7 protein-coding genes are annotated in these 6,653 nt (G+C 45.3%); 5 read left to right on the top strand and 2 right to left on the bottom strand.

Translation table 11 applies throughout. The annotated features are described in order from the left end of the window. The 5 genes from C508_RS19890 to C508_RS0113385 form a co-directional block, all read left to right on the top strand. On the top strand, positions 1 to 217 hold a 217-nt coding region (locus C508_RS19890; RefSeq protein WP_156817630.1), incomplete at its 5' end, for an integrase core domain-containing protein. 126 nt (positions 218 to 343) lie between these two features. After that, a complete protein-coding gene (locus C508_RS0113405; protein WP_018704082.1) occupies positions 344 to 769 on the top strand; it encodes a MarR family winged helix-turn-helix transcriptional regulator in 426 nt (141 codons plus the stop codon). Positions 770 to 839: 70 nt separating this feature from the next. After that, positions 840 to 1,490: a nitroreductase family protein gene (locus C508_RS0113400; RefSeq protein WP_018704081.1), complete on the top strand. Its 651-nt coding sequence runs from the start codon at positions 840 to 842 to the stop codon at positions 1,488 to 1,490. Positions 1,491 to 1,946: 456 nt separating this feature from the next. Then, the gene (ettA, locus tag C508_RS0113390) at positions 1,947 to 3,629 is read left to right on the top strand and encodes an energy-dependent translational throttle protein EttA (RefSeq protein WP_018704079.1); all 1,683 of its coding nucleotides are present in this window, start codon (positions 1,947 to 1,949) and stop codon (positions 3,627 to 3,629) included. Positions 3,630 to 4,042: 413 nt separating this feature from the next. After that, positions 4,043 to 4,354 (top strand): hypothetical protein, encoded by a 312-nt coding sequence (locus tag C508_RS0113385; RefSeq protein ID WP_018704078.1) that lies wholly within the window; start codon positions 4,043 to 4,045, stop codon positions 4,352 to 4,354. A 58-nt stretch (positions 4,355 to 4,412) separates the two neighbouring features. Here C508_RS0113385 and ahpF read toward each other — a convergent pair whose 3' ends face one another. Next, on the bottom strand, positions 4,413 to 5,939 hold the full coding sequence (gene ahpF, locus C508_RS0113380) for an alkyl hydroperoxide reductase subunit F (RefSeq protein ID WP_018704077.1): 1,527 nt from the start codon (positions 5,937 to 5,939) through the stop codon (positions 4,413 to 4,415). A gap of 12 nt (positions 5,940 to 5,951) precedes the next feature. Then, positions 5,952 to 6,515 (bottom strand): alkyl hydroperoxide reductase subunit C, encoded by a 564-nt coding sequence (gene ahpC, locus C508_RS0113375; RefSeq protein WP_018704076.1) that lies wholly within the window; start codon positions 6,513 to 6,515, stop codon positions 5,952 to 5,954. Between the last annotated feature and the right edge of the window lie 138 nt (positions 6,516 to 6,653).

Genomic DNA, 6,653 nt, shown 5'->3' with positions numbered 1-6,653 from the left:
TGCTTACATTGAACCAGGCAGTCCATGGGAGAATGGCTTTTGCGAAAGTTTTAACAGTAAAATGCGAGATGAGTTTCTAAACCGAGAAATTTTTGATTCCATGGTTGAAGTAGATATATTAACGAAACGTTGGGTTTTGGAGTATAACACGATACGACCACATAGTTCCCTTGGATACAAGCCTCCAGCACCTCAAACCATAGTGTGCGTTGCTTAAACTAACTTGGTTTTTTGGACTAGTTTTCGGGGGCAGGGCAATAGTACTTGCGCAAATAGATTGCTAATGATATATTGTTTTAAAAGATAGTTTGCATACAAAATATCTCTGTAAAGGATAAATTATATGTTGCAGATTTTTGACAGTAGTTGCGTACTTCTTGCGAAGGCAGAACAAAAGCATCATAATTACACCAAAAGGATATTAATAAAAGAAAAACTAAATGTCACACCTGGTCAAATGTCCGTATTGTATACGTTATATAATGGCGATGGCATTACCATTACAGAACTAAGTAAAAAGTGCTACTTGGATAACTCCACGTTAACAGGGGTCATTGATCGCCTAGAGAAATCTGGATTAGTATTGCGCGGAGAACATCCGGATGATCGGCGTCAATTACTTATCTATTTAACAGATGCCGCCAAAGCCAAGGAGCCAATAATTAATGATGTTATGAATCGTATTAGCACAGCAATGCTAGCTGAATGTACAGAAGAAGAAATCGCTATTTTTCGCAAAGTGCTCTTGAATATATTCGACAAATTATGAAGTGTTTTTTAACCAAATATTTTGCATGCAAACTATTTGCATAGAAATAAAAAGGTACAGGAGGATTACCATGTTAAAACAAATTACTGAATGGAAAAGTGTGAGGAAATTTACGAATCAACCGGTAGAGGAAGAAAAACTTTTAAGTATTATGAGCGCAGGCAGACGAGCTCCATCTTGGAAAAACATACAACCGTGGCGTTTTATTGCTATTACAGGAGAAGCGGACAAAACCAAGTTATCTGAAGTATTTTCCATGGGAGCGCTCATACGAAAAGCTCCAGCAGTTATTTTATGTGTCGGCGCCTTAGCAGCATGGGAGCGCAACCATCAAAGAGATTGTTTGCGAGAGTTGCTTTCTAATACAGGTGTCACAATGTCTAATGAAGATATCGACAAAACTTTTCTTGATAACCAGATAGCCCAGGCATTGGCTAATACCTCGTCTTCTTTAATGGCACGAACTTTTGAAAACATGGGAATTGCATACGGGTTTATGATTTTGGAGGCGATAAATCAAGGACTTGGTGCATGTATCGTGGGTGAAACGGATAATGAATTATCGAGCGTGAACAGCTCTCGATATTCTGAAATAAAGTCTTATTTCAATTTGAATACCTCGGACATTATTACGGCAGCAATTATTTTGGGGTATCCAGCGAAGGATTCTGTAGTTAGTCCGCGCAAACCCGAAGGCGATGTTTTTCAAATCTGGCGGTAAAAAACAACATAGTGATGCTGGAAAATGAAGGGCGGCAATTGATTCGGTATTTCAGGCTGATATCGGGAGGTTGAATGTTCGAGCTATGAAGCGGATAGTACCTTATGGTCTGCGGTAGTTTTTGCATGAATAGCTGTCTTTTAACGATTTACCGAGTGGGGGTTCAAATTTAACGATTTCAAGTGGAGCAAGGCACCGAGCGGTGCAAGGTGGTGCAGTTTATCAATAGATGGTTTTTATTTTGCCCGAAAGTGCTGAAATTAAGGCGCTTTCGGGCTTTTGCTTTAAGGTTGTCAATACAGTTGATAGATTGGCAATCTTGATTTTGGTGCAGTTATGATGTAACTTTTGTGCCATTTTTAAACCGGAATACCACTATGTTGTCCTGAGCTATGATGCGTGTGTTGCAATGACGGGGTATGTTATAATCTAACTAAAAACTTAAGAGGTGAGTAAATGAGTCAAGAAATAGACAAAATTATTTATTCCATGATCCGTGTATCTAAAAAACACGGGCAGAAAGAAGTCCTCAAGGATATTTCGCTCTCTTACTTTTACGGAGCCAAAATTGGTGTCCTGGGTCTGAATGGATCCGGCAAAAGTTCGCTTCTTAAAATACTGGCTGGCGAAGATCAGAGTTTTGAAGGTAAGACCGTTCTCGCTCCCGGCTACACCATCGGTTACCTCCCGCAGGAACCGTTGGTGGATGAAACCCGCACTGTACGCGAGGTGGTGGAGGAAGGATTAGCGGAACTGGTTCAGATTCGTGATGAATACGAAGCCATCAACGCCAAATTTTCCGAGCCCATGGAACCGGATGAAATGGATGCGCTTATCACCCGCCAGGGTGAAGTGCAGGATCTTATGGACAGTAAGGATGTATGGGAACTGGATTCCAGGCTTGAAATGGCCATGGACGCCTTGCGCTGCCCTCCGCCGGACACATCGGTTTCGGTGATTTCGGGCGGTGAACGACGGCGGGTGGCCTTGTGCCGCCTGCTGCTGAAAAACCCGGACATCCTGCTTCTGGACGAACCCACCAACCACCTGGACGCTGAATCGGTATCCTGGTTGGAACGTTTCTTGAAAACTTTCCCTGGTACTGTAATTGCCGTAACTCATGACCGTTACTTCCTTGACAACGTGGCTGGATGGATTCTTGAACTTGATCGCGGTCGCGGCATTCCCTGGCAGGGCAATTATTCTTCCTGGCTGGAGCAAAAGCAACAGCGTCTGGCCAATGAAGAAAAAAGCGAATCCGAACGTCAGAAAACCTTGGCCCGCGAACTTGAGTGGATACGCATGGCGCCCAAAGGACGCCACGCCAAGAGTAAAGCCAGAATCAACGCGTATGAAGCTCTGCTTTCACATGAGTCTGAGCGCTTGGGCAAGGATTTGGAAATATACATTCCGCCGGGACCGCGCTTGGGTAAGATCGTCGTTGAAGCCGAAAATGTCAGCAAAGCTATGGGCGACAAGATGCTCGTGGAAAACATGAACTTCATGATTCCTGCTGGAGCCATCGTCGGTATCATCGGTCCAAACGGAGCCGGTAAAACTACTCTTTTCAAGATGATCACCGGACAGGGAAAGCCTGACAGCGGTACCCTGAAAGTTGGCGAAACCGTTAAGCTGGCTTATGTGGACCAGAACCGCGACTCTCTTGAGTCCGAAAAAACCGTCTACGAAGTTATCAGTGACGGCAATGACGTTATCAAGCTAGGAAACCGCGAGATTAACTCTCGGGCTTATTGCGCGCGCTTCAACATCATGGGACAGGACCAGCAAAAGAAAGTGGATGTGCTGTCCGGCGGTGAACGCAACCGCGTTCATCTGGCCAAGATGCTGAAAACTGGGGCCAACGTAATCCTCCTTGACGAACCTACCAACGACCTGGACGTGAACACCATGCGGGCCCTGGAAGATGCATTGGAGAACTTTGCCGGTTGCGTGTTGGTCATCAGCCATGACCGCTGGTTCCTTGATCGCATCGCAAGTCACATCATGGCTTTTGAGGGTGATTCCGTCGTGACCTTCTTTGAGGGGAACTACTCAGAGTACGAAGCCGATCGCAAAAAACGCCTTGGCAAAGAAGCCGATCAGCCGCATCGACTGAAGTTCAGAAAACTTACCCGTTAGGAAGCTGCTAAAAACATCGAATTTTTGCAGTCAAAAAAGCGAAGTTTGGCGCACAGAGAAGTGGGTTATGCACCTTTTGTCAGTAGTTGAAGAGATCGAAGGGTGTGCTGTTGCGTTATGAAGCAGACGTCTGCTTGGCGGGCTGCAGTGCTTCTTGCATGAATAGCTGTCTTTTAACGATTTGCCAAACGGGAGTTAGTTTTAAAGGTTTTAATTGATGCAATGCACCGATCGGTGCATTGCATCAATAAGTAATTACAGGGCCAGCGATTTCAAGGGTATGTAGAGATGCAGGCTTTTTTTCATATTTAAAACAATAAAACGATATTGATTATCGATTTCAACAATGGTATAGTTAATATGAATTTAGGAAAAAGTTGTTGCGAATTTGTTGAATGATAAGGAGTGAATGTATGTGCAACTCTTGTAATGAAGTTAAGAAGGTTTTTTCCGTTAGAATTGAAACAACAGAAGCGATCGAAAATAATATGGATCTTTATAAAGAGATAGCTTGCTGCTTGTTTCGCGAAAAAGTGATATCTCATATTGATGTTGGTAATAACCGGACATATGTTGAAAACAATCGACATGTTTTTGCGTTTGACCTTCATTTGACAAATCGCCATGATATAAGACTAGTAACTTTGGAAAATGTTGAAAACGCCTTAGCTGGAGTATTGACGGCGTTTAGCGGGTATGAAAATCTTCAAATAGAGCCGTTTTAGGGGCGTGTAAAGAAGATAAAAGGTTAAGAGGCCGCATCCATGTGATGCGGCCTCTTTTTTACGTTCGCAGCAGGTGATCAAATGCTCCTAGGGCGGCTGTAGCGCCGGAACCCATGGAAATAATAATTTGCTTATAGGGGCTGTCCGTGCAGTCGCCAGCGGCAAATACGCCGCTTATGTTTGTGGCGCCACGGCTGTCTGTAATAATTTCGCCGCAACGGTTTCGGGCGATGGTGTTTTCGAGCCAGGCTGTATTGGGCGCCAGGCCTACAAGGATGAAAACTCCTTCTAAGTTCAAATGGTATATTTCCTGGGTGGCTCGGTTTTGGTAGGCAAGGCCGGTTACTTTGTCCTGACCGGTGATTTCCACTGTTTCTGCGTTCGTTAGAATCGTAACGTTAGGCAGACTTCGAAGGCGTTCTTGCAAAACTTGATCTGCTTTTAGCGCCTCGGTGAATTCTAAAAGCGTTACATGAGCCGCCAAACCGGCTAAATCAATGGCCGCTTCGACGCCGGAGTTTCCTCCGCCGATGACGGCAAGCCGTTTTCCTTTGAAGATCGGTCCGTCACAGTGAGGACAATAGGCTACTCCTTTATTGCGAAATTCTTTTTCGCCAGGGATGCCGAGCTGTTTCCAGGCTGCGCCAGTAGCGATAATTACCGTTTTGCTTTGCAAACGGCGGCCGTTTTCTAATTCGATTTCTAGAAGATTCCCAGGAAGCAAGCTTTTAGCGCGTTGTCCTTGGAGGGATTCGATGGGATATTGTTGCAAGTGCTTTGCCAAGTTTGCAGCGACTTCGGGGCCTTCGGTGTAGGGAATGCCAATTAGATTTTCGATGCCCAGGGTATCGTTGACTTGGCCGCCGATTTTGTCAGCTATCATGCCGGTGCGAATGCCTTTGCGCGCGGCGTAAATAGCAGCGCTAGCGCCAGCCGGGCCTCCGCCGATAACGAGTACGTCAAAAGGCGAGGCGTTTTCCGGCTCTTCTGTAACGACAGGGGCTACTTGATCAAGAATTTGTTCTAAGGACATTCTGCCGTTGCTAAAAGGGGTTCCGTTCAAGAAGACGGAGGGCACGGCCAAGATGTTTTTAGCTTCTACTTCTGCTTGAAAAAGAGCGCCGTCGATCATGGTATGTGTGACGGCGGGATTAAGGGCGCTCATGGCATTTAGCGCTTGGACGACTTCCGGGCAGTTATGGCAGCTGAGACTAATATAAGACTCGAAATGAAGAGGGCCGGACAGCGCTTGGATTCGACGAATCAGGCGATCTTCCACTTTGGGAGGCCGTCCGCTTACTTGAAGCAAGGCTAAAACTAAAGAAGTAAACTCATGACCTAAAGGAATGCCGGCGAACACAATGCCGCCGGCAGCTCCTTTTTGCTGTATGCGAAAACTAGGACTTCGCGGTAAAACTCCTTCTTCCCAGTTGATTTTAGGAGACAAGGAAGCGAGTTCCTCTACCAAAGCGGTCATGTTTTTGGACGCAGCGTCCGCAGCTGCGTTTGCGGTGATGGTTATTTCACTTTCCAATAAGGGGAGGTATTGTGAGAGCTGCGCTCTGATTTCTGCATCCAGTAACATGTGCATCGCTCCTTAAATCTTTCCGACTAGATCTAAACTGGGTTTCAACGTTGCTGCGCCTTCTTTCCATTTGGCTGGGCAAACTTCGTTGGGATTGTTGCGAACATATTGAGCCGCTTTGATTTTATTTAGCAGCGTGCTGGCATCGCGACCAATGCCGCCAGCATTGATTTCTACGGCCTGAATGACGCCGTCGGGATCAATGATAAATGTGCCGCGGTCAGCTAGACCGGCTTCTTCGATGAGGACTTCAAAATTTCTGGACAAGGTATGGGAAGGATCGCCGATCATAGGATACGTAATCTTGCCAATGGTTTCTGATGTGTCATGCCATGCTTTATGGGTGAAGTGCGTATCGGTTGATACGGAATATACTTCTACGCCCAGTTTTTGGAGGGCCTCATATTGGTCTTGCAAATCTTCTAATTCGGTCGGGCAGACGAAGGTGAAATCGGCGGGATAGAAGCAAAGTACACTCCAAGATCCCTTGAAATTTTGCTCAGTTACCTCGATGAAATTTCCATTTTTATAAGCCTGTGCAGTAAACGGCTTTACTTCAGTACCAACTAATGACATAGTAACAACCTCCTAAATAATATTTTTATGGATAATATATATCCGTTGATTAATATTATTTATCAAAAGAGAATGATTGTCAATAGGGCCTGGAAAAAAGTTATTGCTGAACACGATATAGAAAAGCCGGCGCGCACG

The organism is Anaeromusa acidaminophila DSM 3853, assembly GCF_000374545.1.
In the GTDB taxonomy this organism is placed as follows: domain Bacteria; phylum Bacillota; class Negativicutes; order Anaeromusales; family Anaeromusaceae; genus Anaeromusa; species Anaeromusa acidaminophila.
Note: the sequence above shows the minus strand (reverse complement) of the source record. Positions and strands in the feature narration are given on the sequence as shown.

Excerpts from the sequence above, each read along its gene's own strand:
- ettA (WP_018704079.1), top strand. The coding sequence starts at position 1,947 with ATGAGTCAAGAAATAGACAAAATTATTTATTCCATGATCCGTGTATCT.
- ahpF (WP_018704077.1), bottom strand. The coding sequence starts at position 5,939 with ATGTTACTGGATGCAGAAATCAGAGCGCAGCTCTCACAATACCTCCCC.
- C508_RS0113405 (WP_018704082.1), top strand. The coding sequence starts at position 344 with ATGTTGCAGATTTTTGACAGTAGTTGCGTACTTCTTGCGAAGGCAGAA.
- ahpC (WP_018704076.1), bottom strand. The coding sequence starts at position 6,515 with ATGTCATTAGTTGGTACTGAAGTAAAGCCGTTTACTGCACAGGCTTAT.
- C508_RS0113385 (WP_018704078.1), top strand. The coding sequence starts at position 4,043 with ATGTGCAACTCTTGTAATGAAGTTAAGAAGGTTTTTTCCGTTAGAATT.
- C508_RS0113400 (WP_018704081.1), top strand. The coding sequence starts at position 840 with ATGTTAAAACAAATTACTGAATGGAAAAGTGTGAGGAAATTTACGAAT.